This is a genomic window from Streptomyces sp. A01, assembly GCF_059026195.1.
Genome location: NZ_JBWLKN010000024.1, coordinates 113,862 through 128,724, shown reverse-complemented (window position 1 = coordinate 128,724; position 14,863 = coordinate 113,862). Strand labels below are relative to the sequence as shown.

The following is a 14,863-nucleotide window of genomic DNA, read 5'->3' as shown; positions in this document are numbered from 1 at the left end:
CCGGGTCTTCATCCTGGTGTCAGTTGAGCCCCCGGGGAACGCGGCCTCAGTCAACTGACTTAAACGTGGGGCCGCCCCCACGCCGTTGTGCACTGGCTGCCCCATCCCCGTCGAGGTGGGCGTTGAGCCCCGCCCCTGCCGTCCGAACTTGCCAGCCCGACAGGGGCAGGAACTCAGGACGGTCGCCCGGTGCCCAGCCCGTAAGACTGCGGACGACCGCTAGCGCTTCCGCTGCCATCTCGTTGAGGGGGTACCGAGGTTGTGGGGGCAGGAACCCGCGCGTGAGTGGCTCATCGACGCCTTTGGGTGTGGCGGGTTCGAGCCGAGCAGGGTTTTAGCGAGCGATTGCCGGTCATTTTGGGCCCTCGTGTCCTAGCCTGGACACGGGAGAACAAGTAACTCGCTGGTAGCTTTCGCGGCTCGTTACGCGTTTGCTGCCGTGGCGGCCTGTTCGTCGTGTTCGCGCAGCATGCGCATGACGGTGGCGGGTGAGGGGTGCGGGCCTTTCTCTTGCCGGTGGTGATGACGAGGCGGTTGGCGATGCCGCGCAGGCTCATCTCCTGGTTGAGCAGGTGGAGGGCCATGGACAGCGTGGAGTCGTCGGTGACGCCAGCGCCGCCGATGGTCTTGCCGCGTTTGCGGGCGGACTCGTGGCCTTTGAAGGGTGCTGTCGCGGATCTGCCCGGCGAGCTTGACGGCGGCCTCCAGCTCGGGACGCTTGACGGCGCGGGCGGGGATTTTCTCCGGGAAGTCCCGGGTGACCCCGGCCTCGGCGAGAGAGTCGAGCTGCGCGTCGAAGGACTGCCGGTCGGTCGAGTCGAGGCGCGGGCGCGGTACGTTCACGTGCTCTACTACGGCAGCAGGGGGCCGGTCGGTGTTACGGATTCACTTCACGACGGAAGACCTCGCCCGGACACGGGTGGCTGCAACGATCGGTGTCGCTGCGGAGATCTATTACAGCCTGGAGCTGCTGAGGGAGAACCGGGACCTTCCTCACTTCCGCTCGTGGAAGTCAGCGGTCGCGGGCCGGATGGGAGCGGACACCCGCCCTCTGACGTCCCTGGTTCCCCTACGTGGTCCTGGGCTTGATCTGCTGGCCCTGATGGGTGATGTGCCCTCTGTGGACCACGCGGTGGACAACCTGCTGCACGCCCCGGTGGCCCGGCTGCGACGCGAGTTCGCGGGTCTCGACTTCCACCCCGGGCACCTACCGTGGGCCAGGCGGGTGTCCGAAGGGGACCGCGGTGCGCTGCGGGAGCTCGCCGAGGCCGTGCGCGCCTGCCATCGGCTGACAGTAGAGCCCTTCTGGCATGAAGGGCGGGCCGAACTGGTCGCGTTGTCCACCCGTTGCGCGAGCCTGGTGTTGGAGGGTGGCATCGATCTGCTGCTGCGTTCAATCTGTGCACCACTGGTCCGCTGGCGTCCGCCGGTGCTCGAAGCTCCCTACCCGCGCCCGGTCGAGGTGCATCTCCGCGGCAGGGGACTGCTCATCACACCCACCATCTTCGCGAAGCGCCCGGTGAGCCTTCTATGGGACCCGCTCGATACCACCCAGCCACCCCGCCTGACCGTGCCCGCCCTTCGCCAGGCGCTGACCGGTAGCAGACTGGCAGAACCGGACAGCTCCGCCCTCCGAAACCTGGAGTCTCTGCTTGGCCGCACGCGAGCTGCCGCCCTGCAGGTGACAGCGGAAGGCTGCACGACGACCGAACTGGCACGCCGCCTCAACGTCACGGCCGCAGCGGCCAGTCAGCACGCGACGGCTCTGCGGAACACAACTCTCATCACCACCAGCCGCCGAGGCGGGTCCGTGTTGCACCTCATCACCCCCCTCGGGCTGGCCTTGTTGCGGACGGGCACCCTGACGGAACCGTGAGCTCAGAAAGTGCCGTGGCGTCAGTCCGGTAGGCGAAGCGCCTCCCCTCTCGGCTGCCACCGGACTCTCATAATGCGCCGGCCGGCCGCGCCTGCCGTCACGAACCCACCCCCCCTTTAAGCCATGGCTTAAGAGGTAGACCGTGGGTGGCTGGCTCGCCCAGGATGCGAAGCCACACCCCACTCACTCCATCCTGGAGATCGCATGGAGCCTCATCTCACCGCCGTTCTCGGTGCCGTCGTGCAGACCGCGGGCACCTAGCGTGCGGGAGACGAACCAACGGCCCGCACATGACCTGTACGCGGCGTTGCAAAGAGTGGGTGAGGCGCCGAAATGGCGTAAGGACGCCCGCCAGGGACGAGCTTGTCACGGTGGTGCTCCAACGGCCTCCGACTGGGGAACTGCGACCACCCGGCCCTGCGGCGCCCGCCGCCACCGGAAGCACACCGACTGAAGGGGAGGGATCATGCCCGCATCAAAGTTTCGGACGATGACCACCGGCATGGCAATGGCAGCGGGGCTTACTCTCGCGGCCCTGACCGCGCCCGCGGCATCAGCAGCACCGTCCACGGGGAACGCGACCGGTTACGACCGGTGCGCCAGTCCCAACTTCTGCCTATTCGAGCACATCGACGGAAACGGGCGTGTCCTGGGCCTGCAAGGAGAACGCAGAACTCTCCCCCTGGACTTCGACAACATCACATCGTCCCTCCGAAATCGCAACGGCCGGATCTGGTCCGTCTATACGGGGACCAACTTCACGGGGCGATGCCTGACTGTCGCCGCCACCTACAAGGGAAACCTCACCCAATACAGCATGAGTGACCAGGTCAGTTCCGTGCGGCCCGGTCGTTGTCCGGCCTGATCGTCACCTCCGAGTGCCTGGTTCAGTGCCCTTGCTTGAGATGGGGCACCGCAAAAAACGTTCGGTGTGAGTAGCCGTTCTCACCCGGTTATGAGGGTGCGCTCGTATAGCTACCGCCAGGTGGTGAGTGACGCTCCCGTAACCGGGTTCAGCGAGGACCGGGACAAGGCCCAAGCGGCTGACCTGATCTGACGCCCCAACGGGTGCGATCGAGGGCCCTCACGTTCCACCTTGCCTTTGCGGGTCCGGCATGGGGAGCCCGCACGGGGGCGGCGCAGGTGGACTGCCGGGCGGCGGGGTGTTTCACGAGCGACCACCTATGAAACAGCGCGAGCCGATCCCCGCGATCACGTTGAGCACCCGGACCAGGCCGGCTCCGAAGACGAGGGCGGCGATGGTTGCCCGGCTGATGACCATCGCCAGCCACTGGCGAAACCCTGGATCAGCCGGGCAATCCCATCACGTCAGTCATTGTGCGAACCGCATGCTGTGAGCACGAAGACCGGCAGCCATCCCTGCCCGGCGACTCGGCGACGGGCAGCGCGCTCACCGCCGCCACTCGGCACCGCCAAGGTCAGCTTGCAGGGCCGTGCGACCGTGCAGGAACCGGCTCAGACGACCACGACCCGGCGCCCGCGTGTGTGACCGGCCTGGCTGTCGATGTGTGCGGCCACGGCCTCGGCGAGCGTGTACGACCTCTCGACCGGGATGTGGAGCTTTCCGCGCGAGATGAGGCCGACGGCCTCGGCGAGCGCATCCGGCACGCTCCCGGCCACGCCGGAGAACCGGACACCGAGCTCCGGCGCATCGAGATCGGCGATGGAGAGCACCTTCTGCGGGTCTCCGGTCAGCTCGACGAGCTCGCGGATGACGCCCGAGCCGGCCAGATCGAGGGCCGCGTCGACCTGGCCGAGCTGCCGCACCCGCTCGACCCAGCCCTCGCCGTACGTGGTGGCGAGGGCACCCAGGCTTCGCAGATAGTCCTGGTTCGCGGCCCCGGCGGTGCCGATCGCCGTGATGCCGCGGTCGTGGGCGATCTGCAGCACCGCCGATCCGACTCCCCCGGACGCACCGCTGACCAGCAGCGTCTGTCCAGGCCGCACACCGACCTCGCGGATGATGCGCAGCGCGGTCTCCACCACGGAGGGGTATCCGGCGGCCTCTTCGAACGTCAGCCCCTCGGGCATACGGGCCCAGGCCGACAGCACGGCGAACTCGGCATAGGTGCTGGAGCCTTCGCCGAACACGTGGTCGCCGACCTCGACCCCTTCCACGCTCTCTCCGACCTCGTCGACCACCCCGGAGGCGTCCAGCCCGACCCCGGCGGGCAACTCGATCGGATGGGCCCCCAGGATCTGGCCTTCGCGGACCCTCCAGTCGACGGGGTTCACGCCCGCCGCCCGCACGGCGACGCGTACCTGGCCGGGGCCCGCGTGGGGCTCCTCGGCATCTATGAGGCGCAGAACGTCCGGACCGCCGAACTCGGCGAAGCTCACTTTCTTCATGCGACGACCGTAGCACTAACGGTTAGCGTTTTGGAGCAGTTCCGGCTTCGCACTTGATAGTGTTAGCGCATGACCGTGCCGTCCGGGCGCCGTGAGCGCAAGAAGGCCGCGACCCGCCAGAAGATCGCTGACACCGCCCTGCGGCTCTTTCTGGAGCGCGGGTACGACGCGGTGGGTATCCGTGAAGTGGCCGCTGAGGCCGACGTGGCCGTCACCACACTCTTCTCCCACTTCGCCTCCAAGGAGGCCTTGGTCTTCGAGCAGGACGAGGACTTCGAGCAACGCCTCACGCGGGCGGTCACCGGCCGGGCGCCGCACGAGCCGCTCATCCCCGCGCTGCGCAGCGAGATCCAGGCCCTGGTGCGACATTGCACGGCGGACAGCGCCGCCCCGATCTGGTGCATGATCGACGAATCACCCGCCCTGCGGAAATACGAGGAGTCGGTGAGGCTGCGCCACGCAGAGGCGCTGGCAACAGCCATCGCCGCCGATCCCGAACTGTCAAAGTCCGCAACGGCGAGCCGGACGATCGCGAGGTTCGTGATCGACGCCTATTCGCTGGCCCGTGAAGCGGCCGAACCGGAGGCCGCGGTGGACGAGATCTTTTGGATGATCGAGGCAGCCTGGGAGGCCACCTGCCCTTCTCGACGTACGTGAGGAACTGTTCCTCCAGGGAGGGCAGGTGCCGGGGCGAGCTGAGACAAGTCGCCGGACGAAGGTGTCTCATCGCTCGCCCCAGCTGAGCCGATCGCGCTCCCGCGCCTTGGCGCTCAACACGCCCCGCCCTACGGACCAGCCGCCGGTTCCACGGACCCTCGCCGCCTTCGTCGGCGCCTCTGACCTCTGCCCGGTACCGGATGGCCCACTTCTCTCTCCTGGACCACATACGAATTTCCGTAGGTGGCTGACGGGAGTCGGCACGCTCACCATGCCGAGTCGAACAGTCATGAACGGCATCACGCCTGGCGGCCCGCAGGACCCTGGCCAGGTGACGAGAGCTCGGCCGAGCCGGCCGAGCGGTCCTGGTCGTAGGGAAAGCGGCTCCGATTCCGTTACTCCGCCTGCCGCGACCGCGTGCGCAGGCGGCGCGGTCGCACCAGGCTTGGAGCGGATCTCGCTGCCCACGTCTACGGAAAGGCTTGGCTCCATGGCCTTCATCCACCGCAAGGACCTTGGACTGCTCGCCCTGCGTCTGGGGGCCGGAGGCGTGCTGTGCGCGCATGGCTCGCAGAAGCTCTTCGGATGGTTCGGCGGGGGTGGCATCGAAGGCACCGCCCAGGGGATGGAGCAGATGGGCTTCACACCGGGGCGGCAGAGCGCGGTCGCGGCTGGTCTCGGCGAGGCCGGCGGTGGCGCGCTGCTCGCGCTGGGGCTCGCCACCCCGATGGCGGGAGCCGCCGCGGCGGGAGCCATGGCGGGTGCCGTCTCGGTACACGCGCCGTCGGGGTTCTTCGCCCAGGAGGGCGGCTTCGAGTACCCGGCCTTCCTCGGATTCGTCGCGGCCGGTCTCGGGCTCGCCGGGCCGGGGCGCTACTCGCTCGACCACCGCACGAGGCACAAGCTGGACCGGCCGGTCGCCGTACTGGTGGCTTTCGCGCTCAGCGCGGCCGCCGCGACCGTGGTCGTCAGCCGCCGTGCGACCCCACCTGCGGCTACGGCTGACGAGGGCCCGGACGACGGGGTGTGAGGGGGCTTCACGGCAAGGGCAAGGGCAGGGGCAGGCCTACGTAGTTCTCGGCTAGCTCCGCCGCCGCGTGCGGGGAGGCGGCGACCCGGTCGAGCTGGGAGATCTGCAGGCGGGTCTCGAAGTCACCCTGGGCGGGGTCGGTGTGGAGCATGGTGGTCATGGAGGACGAGAAGTGCTCTGCGCGCCACACACGACGCAGGCACGTCTCGGAGTAGGCGTCGAGCAGTTCGTGAGAGCCGGTGTCCTTCAGCTGGGCGAGGGCGCGGGCGAGGACCACGACGTCGGCAGCGGCGAGGTTGAGGCCCTTGGCGCCGGTGGGCGGGACGATGTGGGCGGCGTCGCCCGCGAGGAACACCCGGCCGTAGCGCATGGGCTCGGTGACGAAACTCCGCATCGGCAGCACGGCCTTCGCGGTGATGGGCCCGCGTTCCAGCACCCAGTCGCCGTCGACGGTGAAGCGGGCGTCGAGCTCGTCCCAGATCCGCTCGTCGGGCCAGTGCGCCGGGTCGGTGCCGTGCGGGACCTGCACGTACAGGCGGCTGACGTGGGGGGAACGCATGCTGTGCAGGGCGAAGCCCCGTGAGGAGTGCGCGTAGATCAACTCGTCGCAGGAGGGCGGGACATCGGCGAGGACGCCGAGCCATGAGTAGGGGTAAGCCCGTTCGTAGGTGCGCCGTTCCCGTGCCGGGATCGCGGCGCGGGTCACGCCATGGAAGCCGTCGCAACCCGCCACGTAGTCGCAAGTGAGGGCCTTCTCCCGGCCTTCGTGGGTGTAGTGGATCACCGGTCGGCCGGTGTCGGCTCCCTCGACCGAGCGTACGGTGGCCTCGAAGAGCAACGGGGCGCCGTCCGCTATCCGCAGGGCTATCAGGTCCTTCACGACCTCGGTCTGGGCGTACACCCACACCCGTCTGCCGCCGGTGAGCGCCGGGAAGTCGACGCGGTGGCGGCGGCGGTTCCAGCGCAACTCGATGCCGTCGTGGACCAGTCCCTCCGCGTCCAGGCGCTGCGCGGCGCCGACGGCCCGCAGGGCGTCGACCGTGGACTGTTCGAGGATGCCGGCGCGCTGGCGCTGCTCCACGTAGGCGCGGTCGCGGCTCTCCAGGACCACGCAGTCCATGCCCGCGTGGTGCAGCAGCCGGGCGAGCAGGAGCCCCGCCGGGCCGCCGCCGATGATGCCGACGGTGGTGTGCATGGCCTGCTTCTCCTCTTCTGAGGGCTTCGGGCAGAGGGCTTCGTCCAGGCTCACTCCCCTCGACGCGCGCGGTCGGCAGTCGTGTCCGGGGACTGCCGGGCGGCGCGGCGGCCGATCAGGACGCGGTGTCAGACCCGGATGTGGGCTCAGTCGAAGGCGAGGAAGACCGTCTCCTCATGGGCCCCGTCGTATTGCAGGCGGATGTCGAAGCGGTGGAGCCCGGGCCGCTCCGGCGTGGCGAGCAGGGTGGCTTGGCGCGCCGGTTCGAGTGGGGCGAGCAGCGGTTCGGTGGTGGCGTCGGTCCGGTCGGCCAGGTAGGCCCGGGTGTGAAGGTGGTGCAGCAGTCCGCGGGCGAAGACGATCAGCGAGAGGTACGGGACGCCGCCGGGTGGCAGCGTGCGCATGGCGTAGTGGCCGTCCGCGTCCGTCGCCACCCGCCCGAAGCCGGTGAAGTCTGTCGCGTCGCGGCCGATGACCGCGCCGGTGACGGGGTCGCGGCGCAGCGAGCCGGGCGCGCCGCGCCGGGAGCCGTCGGGGGCGGGCTGCCAGAGCTCTACGAGGGCGTCGGGGACGGCCGCTCCGGCGCCGTCGAGGACGTAGCCGTGGACGGTGAGGGCGTCGGGGTGGGACGCGGGGGCCAGGTCGGCGCCGCCGGTGAAGGGCAGGGCGTAGCCGTAGAAGGGGCCGATGGTCTGTGAGGGGGTGGGGGCTGGTGCGCCCGGGTGCGCGGTGGCGCCCGGGGAGGTAATGGGAGACGGTTCTGGCATCAGCGGCCCTCCTCGGTCCAGGTCGCGGCTTGGCCGTCGAGGACGATGTCCCAGCGGTAGCCGAGTGCCCATTCGGGCGTGGAGAGGTCGTGGTCGTAGGTGGCGACCAGGCGGTCGCGGGCGGAGGCGTCGGTGACCGACTGGAGGATGGGGTCGAGGGCGAAGAGCGGATCGCCGGGGAAGTACATCTGGGTGATCAGGCGCTGGGTGAACGCGTTGCCGAACAGCGAGAAGTGGATGTGGGCGGGGCGCCAGGCGTTCGTGTGGTTGCGCCAGGGGTAGGCGCCGGGCTTGATCGTGTCAAAGGTGTACGTGCCCTGGTCGTCGGTGAGGCAGCGGCCGACTCCGGTGAAGTGCGGGTCGAGCGGGGCTCGGTGCTGGTCTCGCTGGTGCGCGTACCGGCCGGAGGCGTTGGCCTGCCATATCTCCACCAGTTGGCCGCGCACGGGGCGGCCGGCCCGGTCCAGGACCCGGCCGGTGACCGTGATGCGCTCCCCCAGCGGCTCGCCGTGGTGTTGCCGGGTCAGGTCGTGGTCGAGTTCGGTGACGTCGGTGACGCCGAAGACGGGGCCGCACCGCTCGACGGCGTCAGGGTCACCTCCTGCGGACACCAGGGGCCGTTTGGGGTGGCGCAGCGCGCTGCTGCGGTACGGGGCGTAGGCACGGTCGGGATGGTGGCGGGCGGCTGCGTCGGCGGACGCGGTGTGGTCCTCACGTGCCCGCGCGATGTCGTCGCTGTTGTCGCTGTTCTCGCTGTTGTCGGTCTGGATGAGGGGGGTCATGCGGATGGCCTGCCTTTCCAGCACGAGGCGAGGCCCTGGCTGACAGGGCAGACCGACAGGGCACCGTCGTACGCGCCGAGCGGGGGGGTATGGGCGGTGTCGACGAGGTAGATGTCGCGCGGGCGGCAGCTCAACGGGGGCTCTCCTTGGCGGACGCCGCGGGCCCGGTCGTACGGGCGATATCGGTGCCGGTACGGACCGGTGCGGCGGTCGCCTCGCGTACGTCGGCGGCGGTGACGCCCGGCGCGGTCTCCACCAGCACCAGCCCCTCCCCGGTCACGTCGAGGACGGCGAGGTCGGTGATGACGCGGTCGACGCAGGCGCGGCCGGTGAGGGGGAGGGTGCACTCCTCGACGAGTTTGGGGCTGCCGTCCTTGCTGGTGTGAGTCATCGTCACCAGCACGCGGCGGGCGCCGTGGACCAGGTCCATGGCCCCGCCGATGCCGGTGACCAGTTTCCCGGGGACGGCCCAGTTGGCCAGGTCCCCGCGCGCCGACACCTGCATGGCGCCGAGCACGGCGACGTCGATGTGGCCACCGCGGATCATCGCGAAGGAGAGCGCCGAGTCGAAGAAGGAGGCACCGGGAAGGACCGTGACGGTCTCCTTCCCCGCGTTGATCAGGTCCGGGTCGGCCTCGTCCTCGTACGGGAAGGGGCCGGTGCCGAGGATGCCGTTCTCGGATTCGAGGACGACGTGTACTCCCTCCGGCAGACAGCCCGGGATCAGGGTGGGCAGGCCGATGCCGAGGTTGACGTAACTGCCGTCGTGCAGCTCGGCCGCGGCGCGGGCGGCCATTTCCTCGCGGGTCCAGGCCATCAGCCCCGAGCCTCCGTCACCATGCGCTTCTCGATCTTCTTGTCGGCGGCCTGCCCCGGCGTGAGGGCCACAACTCGCTGGACGAAGACGCCCGGCAGGTGCACCTGGTCGGGGTCGATGCCGCCCGGCTCGACAAGCTTCTCGACCTCGGCGATGGTCACGCGGCCCGCCATCGCCGCCAGGGGGTTGAAGTTGCGGGCGGACTTGTTGAAGACGAGGTTTCCGTGCCGGTCGCCCCGTGCGGCCCGGACGAGCGCGAAGTCGGTACGGATACCGCGCTCCAGGACGTGTTCCACACCGTCGAACTCCCGGGTCTCCTTGGCCTCGGACACCAAGTCCACTCCACCGTCGCCGTCGTAGCGCAACGGCAGTCCGCCGTCGGCGACCTGGGTGCCGACTCCGGCGGGGGTGTAGAAGGCGGGGATGCCGGAGCCGCCCGCGCGCAGCCGCTCGGCGAGGGTGCCCTGCGGGATCAGCTCGACCTCCAGCTCACCGGCCAGATACTGGCGGGCGAACTCCTTGTTGGCGCCGATGTACGAGGCGGTGACGCGGCTGATCCGCCCGGCGGCGAGCAGCACGGCCAGCCCGGACTCCATGGCCCCGCAGTTGTTGGAGACGACGCTGACGCCGCTGATCCCGGTCTCGTACAGGGCGTGGATCAGTACGTTCGGTACGCCGCTGAGGCCGAAGCCGCCGACCGCGAACGACGCGCCGTCCCGCACGTCGGCCACGGCGCGCGCGGCGGTGGCGACCACTTTGTCCATTCGACCACCTGTCAGTGTGCCGCCCACAAAGGGAAGTTCGCGAAGTGAAGTAAACTTCACTTCTGTTCGAGTGTGGTGTCCGACCGCCCGCCTGTCAACGGCCGGGAACGTCCGAACCGGCCACATCCGAACCGGCGCCGCCGACCGCCATGACCGGCACAGGCCACACCCATCCGCCCATCCGCCACCGTTGCGGTGCCCCGATTACGGTGTCCGGGAGTCGAACCACGGAGAACCGATGCCACCGCCCGCCGCCACGCCGCCCGCCACCGCGCCCGCGCCTCCCCCCGAGGCCGTAGCGCCGCTGATGCGCGGTATCGCCGTGCTCCGGCGTCTCACCGAAGCCGACGGCACCGTGAGCCTCAGCCACCTGGAGCGCGCCACCGGTCTGGCCCGCTCCACCATCGACCGGTTGACCGCCACCCTCGCGCGCATGGGCTACGTACGGCTCGACGGCCGCGACGTCACCCTCGCGCCCCGCCTCATGGAGCTCGGCAACGCCTACCTGGCCGCCCTCCGCCTCCCCGCTCTCTGCGGCGACCGCGCGGACGCCCTCGCCGACGAACTCGACGAGTCGGTTTCCCTGGCCGTCCCCGACGGCGACGGCATCCGGTTCATCCACCAGGCCACCCGGCGCCGGGCGATGTCCCTGAGCTTCCGCATCGGCGACCTGCTACCCGCAGAACGCACCGCACCAGGACCGCTGTTCGCCGCCGGATGGAGTGAGGAGCAGTGGAAGCGGTGGCACGAGCGGCGCGCCACCCGGCCCGAGGACGGCGACTTCCCCGCGGTTCCGCCACGCGAACGGACGACGGCCGACGAGGACTTCGGGCAGCGGGTGGAACGGGCGCGTGAGCACGGCTGGGGCGTGGACGACCAACTGATCGAACCCGGTTTGGTCGCCCTGGCCGTCCCCGTACGCGGCCCGGCCGGAGAGGTGGCCTGCGCCGTCAGCGTGGTGAGCCACACCAGCCGGCACACCGCGGCGTCCCTGCGCGACGCCCTGCTCCCCCGGCTGCGCACGGTCTCGGAAGCGATGGAACGGGACCTGCGCGAGGCGCCGCCCGCCGCCGTACCGCCCTCCCCCACCGGGCTCGCCGCCTGGACCGGCGCCTCCAAACAGGAGCTGGGCAGGGACTTCATCGCATCCCTCGCCCGTGGCCTGACCGTACTCGCCGCCTTCGACGAGGGACGCGACGCACTGACCCTCACCGCCGTCGCCGAGGCCACCGGCCTGACGCGCGCCACCGCCCGCCGGGCCCTGATCACCCTGGAACACCTCGGCTACGTCACCCCGTACGAGCGGACCTTCCGGCTCACGCCCCGCGTGCTGGACCTCGGCTTCCCCCCGCTCTCCCGCACGACCCTCCCCCAGATCGCGCACCCCCACCTCACCACCCTCACCCAACGAGTGCGCGACTCGGCCGCCCTGGCGGTGCTCGCCGGTGACGACGTCCACTACACGGCACGCGTCGCCACCAGCCGCATCATGAACGTCGACATCACCATCGGGACCCGCTTCCCCGCCTACGCCACGTCCATGGGCCGGGTCCTCCTGGCGAGCCTGCCACCGGCGGAACGCACCGCCCGCCTGGCGCGCACCGAGCTGCGCCCCCTGACCCCGCACACCATCACCCGACGCCCACGACTGGCCGCCGAACTCGACCGCGTACAGCAGGAGGGCTACGCGCTCGTCGACGAGGAACTCGAAGAGGGGCTGCGGTCCATCGCCGTACCGGTCCGCGACCGCACCGGGACCGTCGTCGCGGCCGTCAACGTCGCCATGCACAGCAGCAGCCGCAGCATCGAGGAATGCGTCAGCGGCATCCTGCCGGAGCTGCGCGCGGCCACCGCCCGCATCGAAGCCGACCTGCACATCACCGGCCGGTTCACCCGCGTCCCGACCACCTGACACCCCGCCAGAGCGGTCACCGCGTCATCGCGTCACCGCACCGCGATGCCGGCACCACAGGCGCCACACGGCCGCCGGTGCCGACGCGGCCCGCCGCGACCGGCTGCCCCAAGAGCGGTAGCCGGTCCGCGTCGGCGCCGAGCCGGTGTCACTCGGCGGCTCGCCATCCGACCCGCTCGCCAGCCGACCGCAGACGGCCCTGTGACGCCTGTCCTCACCGCGCCCGATGCCGGCATACGAGAGCAGCTGGGCAGAGCTCGGGCGCATGAGAGCGCCTGGGCAGAGCTCCCGGACAAGTCTCCGCCAGGCCGCAAGGCGGACCCCAGCCGGCATGCCGGGGTCAAGGGGCGACGGCGCTGGCCAGGGGGCGAGTCCCGTTCGCCACAGCGACGTCCTGGTACCTAGCATGTCGCCATGGACGCGATATCTCGACAGCTCGCCGAACCGGCGTCGACCGAACGTGAGGACTTGCTGCTGGGAGCCCCCCTGGGCCGGCAGTTCCTGGCCCAGTTCGTCGGCCCCCTCCTGGAGAGCAGGCTGTTCGAGTCGCTCCAGCTGGGTGAGGTCCCGGGAACCGCGACCTTCACGACCGACACCGCCGACGGCAGGGCCCGGCAAGTCCGGCGTCACAAGCGCCGGGACTGGGAGGACGTACCGGCCGCAGAGGTACGTGAGGTCGTCGGGGACGCGGTGGCGTGTGGGGAGTGGCGCCGTCTGGAAGAGCTGACCGAGGCAGAGGTTCTGACCGAACTGGTCCAGGTTTCAGAGCTGTTCGGATTCGGCGGCGGAGACGTGGCCATGTGGGGCCTGACGGCGGTCGCGGCCGAGGAGATGCGGCCGGTCGCAGCGGCACTCGCCCGGGCGGCGTCAACGTCCAGTTGGTGGGAGCCGGTGCTGCGCTCGGACCAGCGCCAGCTGGCCTGGGCCGACGGCAGTACGGGGCTGTCCGGCATCGAGGACGCGGTGCGGCATGCCATGGCCCAGGAACGCGCGGCGAACAAGACAGGCCGACGCCGACGCCCCCGGGCGGGCGAGCGGAACATCGGTGCGACCTGGTGGTCCGCGCCCGGCTTCGCCGAAGGTACCTGGACGACCGGGGCACGCCTTGACCTGCCCTCCATCGAACTGGGGCACTTCATCGACACCTTCGCCCCGTTCGGGAACGCGACGGCCCTTGTCGCCGGCCTGACGATCGACGAGCGCGCGCGGGTCGCGGAGGTCCGCGGGCCGCAGGACTGGCAGGCCCTCGTCGCCCGCTTCCCCCGCGATGTGACCGGCACCCACGACGGCGAGTGGCGCTCGTGGGCGGACGCGGACGGTCCCTGGTACCTGCCCGACTGGGAGGCCGCGTCGGAGCACCTCGACGGAGTACACGTCACCATCGGCGGCTACCTGGCCTCCTGCGGCCTGGCCCAGCCCGTCCTGGACGGCTACACCATGCTCGCGGGCTGGGTCCCGGACGCCACCGTCTGGCTGCACGACGTGGCGACCGGCACCCGACGACTCGGCCGCTGGAGCGGCGACATCCAGGACATCGCGGAGTGGGATGACGTCCTCACCGGCTGGACTCCCGACCGGTAAGTCCCCGTTTCCCAAGTCGCTGAGATGATCTCTCGGCGGCCTCGAACCTGTCGGCATGGCCGCTGGTGACGCGGGTGCTTGCCCGGTCTCACCATGGCCTGCGTCGCTGAGCGCCGAGGCCGACGCGGGGATGACGATGTTCTCTCACCACCTGTTGTGGTGTCGGCTGTCAGAAACCGCGGAAGGTAGCTCAGCGTCTGCCCCTGCTGGTCAGACGACGACGGTGCGGTCGAGAAAGTCGGCGACGAGCGGGGCGATGTCAGGAAGGCTCTCCTCCAGCGCGAAGTGACCGGTGTCGAACAGGTGAAGCTCGGCGTCGGGAACGTCCCGCAGGTAGGCGTGGGCTCCGGGCTCGGGGAAGAACGGGTCGTTGCGACCCCAGGTGATGAGCGTGGGAGGGGCGTACTCACGCAGCCACGCCTGCCACTGCGGGTAGCGGGCGACGTTGGTGTGATAGTCGAAGGCCAGGGCGACCTGCGCCTCCTTACGACCCGGCAGGTCCAGGAAGTGCTGGTCGAGGGTCCAGCCGTCCGGCGCGACGAGCTCGGGAGCGCTGGTGCCGCCCTCGTACTGCGCGCGCGTCGCGGGCAGGGTCAGCAGGTCACGGACGGTGTCCTCGTCGCCGGGGACGTCCGGGCGCAGCGCGATGAAGCGGCGGGCGTCCGCCGACAGGCCCTGCTCGTAGGCGTTGCCGTTCTGTACGACCAGGCCAGTGATCCACTCCGGATGCCGCGTGGCCAGCCGGAAGCCGACCGGGGCGCCGAAGTCGAAGACGTACATGACGAACGCGGTCAGGCCGAGCCGTTCCACGAACCCCTCGGTGATGTCCGCGAGACGGTCGAAGCTGTAGGTGAAGTCGCTGGGTGCTTCGGTATGCCCGAAGCCGGGGTAGTCCGGGGCGATCAGCCGGTAGTGGCCGCCGAGCACGTCGATGAGGCGCCGGAATTGGTGGGAGGCGGAGGGGAATCCGTGCAGCAGCAACAGGACGGGGGCTTCCGCCACGGCCGGGACGGATTCGCGGTAGAAGACCCGCACCCCGTCGACCTCGACGTGACGGTGGACGGTGCGGGGCACAACAGGGAACACCATTTCACATGCCTCCTCGACGGATT

Annotated in this window: 14 protein-coding genes; 6 read left to right on the top strand and 8 right to left on the bottom strand. The window is 70.3% G+C overall.

Translation table 11 applies throughout. The annotated features are described in order from the left end of the window. Nucleotides 1–919 precede the first annotated feature (919 nt). Both AC5P1B_RS27620 and AC5P1B_RS27615 read left to right on the top strand, forming a co-directional pair. Nucleotides 920–1,876: a transcriptional regulator gene (locus tag AC5P1B_RS27620; RefSeq protein WP_493890524.1), complete on the top strand. Its 957-nt coding sequence runs from the start codon at nt 920–922 to the stop codon at nt 1,874–1,876. Between the two features lie 466 nt (nt 1,877–2,342). Next, on the top strand, nt 2,343–2,741 hold the full coding sequence (locus tag AC5P1B_RS27615; protein ID WP_493890523.1) for a peptidase inhibitor family I36 protein: 399 nt from the start codon (nt 2,343–2,345) through the stop codon (nt 2,739–2,741). A 611-nt stretch (nt 2,742–3,352) separates the two neighbouring features. On the opposite strand, the gene AC5P1B_RS27610 is transcribed toward AC5P1B_RS27615, so the two are convergent. Beyond that, the gene (locus tag AC5P1B_RS27610; RefSeq protein ID WP_493890522.1) at nt 3,353–4,246 is read right to left on the bottom strand and encodes an NADP-dependent oxidoreductase; all 894 of its coding nucleotides are present in this window, start codon (nt 4,244–4,246) and stop codon (nt 3,353–3,355) included. Between the two features lie 69 nt (nt 4,247–4,315). Here AC5P1B_RS27610 and AC5P1B_RS27605 point away from each other — a divergent pair, with 69 nt between their 5' ends. Both AC5P1B_RS27605 and AC5P1B_RS27600 read left to right on the top strand, forming a co-directional pair. Then, nucleotides 4,316–4,903, top strand: coding sequence for a TetR/AcrR family transcriptional regulator (locus AC5P1B_RS27605; RefSeq protein WP_493890521.1), 588 nt, complete (start codon nt 4,316–4,318; stop codon nt 4,901–4,903). Nucleotides 4,904–5,393: 490 nt separating this feature from the next. Then, a complete protein-coding gene (locus AC5P1B_RS27600) occupies nt 5,394–5,933 on the top strand; it encodes a DoxX family protein (RefSeq protein ID WP_493890520.1) in 540 nt (179 codons plus the stop codon). A gap of 7 nt (nt 5,934–5,940) precedes the next feature. Here the strand turns inward: AC5P1B_RS27600 and AC5P1B_RS27595 are convergent, their stop codons facing one another. The 6 genes from AC5P1B_RS27595 to AC5P1B_RS27570 form a co-directional block, all read right to left on the bottom strand. Further along, complete coding sequence (locus AC5P1B_RS27595; protein ID WP_493890519.1) at nt 5,941–7,128, bottom strand: 4-hydroxybenzoate 3-monooxygenase; 1,188 nt, start codon at nt 7,126–7,128, stop codon at nt 5,941–5,943. A 146-nt stretch (nt 7,129–7,274) separates the two neighbouring features. Next, nucleotides 7,275–7,895: a protocatechuate 3,4-dioxygenase subunit alpha gene (gene pcaG / locus AC5P1B_RS27590; RefSeq protein WP_493890518.1), complete on the bottom strand. Its 621-nt coding sequence runs from the start codon at nt 7,893–7,895 to the stop codon at nt 7,275–7,277. Continuing rightward, nucleotides 7,895–8,677 carry a protocatechuate 3,4-dioxygenase subunit beta gene (pcaH, locus tag AC5P1B_RS27585; protein WP_493890517.1) on the bottom strand — a complete coding sequence of 261 codons (783 nt, stop codon included), beginning with the start codon at nt 8,675–8,677 and terminating at the stop codon, nt 7,895–7,897. The genes pcaG and pcaH overlap by 1 nt, the downstream gene beginning before the upstream one ends. Beyond that, nucleotides 8,674–8,811 carry a hypothetical protein gene (locus tag AC5P1B_RS27580; protein WP_493890516.1) on the bottom strand — a complete coding sequence of 46 codons (138 nt, stop codon included), beginning with the start codon at nt 8,809–8,811 and terminating at the stop codon, nt 8,674–8,676. The genes pcaH and AC5P1B_RS27580 overlap by 4 nt, the downstream gene beginning before the upstream one ends. Continuing rightward, nucleotides 8,808–9,494 (bottom strand): 3-oxoacid CoA-transferase subunit B, encoded by a 687-nt coding sequence (locus AC5P1B_RS27575; RefSeq protein ID WP_493890515.1) that lies wholly within the window; start codon nt 9,492–9,494, stop codon nt 8,808–8,810. The genes AC5P1B_RS27580 and AC5P1B_RS27575 overlap by 4 nt, the downstream gene beginning before the upstream one ends. Further along, a complete protein-coding gene (locus AC5P1B_RS27570; RefSeq protein WP_493890514.1) occupies nt 9,494–10,258 on the bottom strand; it encodes a CoA transferase subunit A in 765 nt (254 codons plus the stop codon). Before AC5P1B_RS27570 ends, AC5P1B_RS27575 begins: the two co-directional genes overlap by 1 nt. A gap of 238 nt (nt 10,259–10,496) precedes the next feature. On the opposite strand from AC5P1B_RS27570, the gene AC5P1B_RS27565 reads away from it, so the two are divergent. Both AC5P1B_RS27565 and AC5P1B_RS27560 read left to right on the top strand, forming a co-directional pair. Further along, the gene (locus AC5P1B_RS27565) at nt 10,497–12,170 is read left to right on the top strand and encodes an IclR family transcriptional regulator domain-containing protein (RefSeq protein WP_493890513.1); all 1,674 of its coding nucleotides are present in this window, start codon (nt 10,497–10,499) and stop codon (nt 12,168–12,170) included. A 414-nt stretch (nt 12,171–12,584) separates the two neighbouring features. Then, on the top strand, nt 12,585–13,751 hold the full coding sequence (locus tag AC5P1B_RS27560; protein WP_493890511.1) for a hypothetical protein: 1,167 nt from the start codon (nt 12,585–12,587) through the stop codon (nt 13,749–13,751). Nucleotides 13,752–13,961: 210 nt separating this feature from the next. Here AC5P1B_RS27560 and AC5P1B_RS27555 read toward each other — a convergent pair whose 3' ends face one another. Further along, complete coding sequence (locus AC5P1B_RS27555; RefSeq protein WP_493890510.1) at nt 13,962–14,840, bottom strand: alpha/beta fold hydrolase; 879 nt, start codon at nt 14,838–14,840, stop codon at nt 13,962–13,964. Nucleotides 14,841–14,863 lie beyond the last annotated feature (23 nt).

Bases quoted from the DNA above. Each gene is read 5' to 3' on its own strand.
- AC5P1B_RS27615 (WP_493890523.1), top strand. From the start codon at position 2,343: ATGCCCGCATCAAAGTTTCGGACGATGACCACCGGCATGGCAATGGCA.
- AC5P1B_RS27610 (WP_493890522.1), bottom strand. From the start codon at position 4,246: ATGAAGAAAGTGAGCTTCGCCGAGTTCGGCGGTCCGGACGTTCTGCGC.
- AC5P1B_RS27605 (WP_493890521.1), top strand. From the start codon at position 4,316: ATGACCGTGCCGTCCGGGCGCCGTGAGCGCAAGAAGGCCGCGACCCGC.
- AC5P1B_RS27600 (WP_493890520.1), top strand. From the start codon at position 5,394: ATGGCCTTCATCCACCGCAAGGACCTTGGACTGCTCGCCCTGCGTCTG.
- AC5P1B_RS27595 (WP_493890519.1), bottom strand. From the start codon at position 7,128: ATGCACACCACCGTCGGCATCATCGGCGGCGGCCCGGCGGGGCTCCTG.
- pcaG (WP_493890518.1), bottom strand. From the start codon at position 7,895: ATGCCAGAACCGTCTCCCATTACCTCCCCGGGCGCCACCGCGCACCCG.
- pcaH (WP_493890517.1), bottom strand. From the start codon at position 8,677: ATGACCCCCCTCATCCAGACCGACAACAGCGAGAACAGCGACAACAGC.
- AC5P1B_RS27575 (WP_493890515.1), bottom strand. From the start codon at position 9,494: ATGGCCTGGACCCGCGAGGAAATGGCCGCCCGCGCCGCGGCCGAGCTG.
- AC5P1B_RS27570 (WP_493890514.1), bottom strand. From the start codon at position 10,258: ATGGACAAAGTGGTCGCCACCGCCGCGCGCGCCGTGGCCGACGTGCGG.
- AC5P1B_RS27565 (WP_493890513.1), top strand. From the start codon at position 10,497: ATGCCACCGCCCGCCGCCACGCCGCCCGCCACCGCGCCCGCGCCTCCC.
- AC5P1B_RS27560 (WP_493890511.1), top strand. From the start codon at position 12,585: ATGGACGCGATATCTCGACAGCTCGCCGAACCGGCGTCGACCGAACGT.
- AC5P1B_RS27555 (WP_493890510.1), bottom strand. From the start codon at position 14,840: ATGGTGTTCCCTGTTGTGCCCCGCACCGTCCACCGTCACGTCGAGGTC.